Here is a 271-nt window from a genome sequence, read left to right on the forward strand (position 1 = left end):
CTGCCGAACTTACTGTTCATTTATATAGTTCAAATATAAATGATGAAGATTTACCACTTCATCTAAATAGAAATGAATTATTGGAATTTCTAACGACTCGATATGACTATCTTGATGTAATTGCAGACAAGATAGAAAGTTTGTTCATCGAGTATCAGAAAAATTTATCAAAGCAGCTAATTGAGAGTAAGTTCGATCCCCTAGAACAGCTCTATGTTCTTAAAGCAGAGTCTGTGAAGAGGTTAGACAACGATTATTATAACGGTGAGAT

The 271-nt window shown here is 32.8% G+C and carries 1 pseudogene; it reads left to right on the forward strand.

Features of this window, described 5'->3' with window-relative positions:
- Positions 1-271 (forward strand): annotated as a pseudogene (locus AAEZ02_RS22555) (hypothetical protein); the annotation flags it as partial.

The organism is Shewanella sp. T24-MNA-CIBAN-0130, assembly GCF_040310185.1.
Lineage (GTDB): Bacteria > Pseudomonadota > Gammaproteobacteria > Enterobacterales > Shewanellaceae > Shewanella > Shewanella psychromarinicola.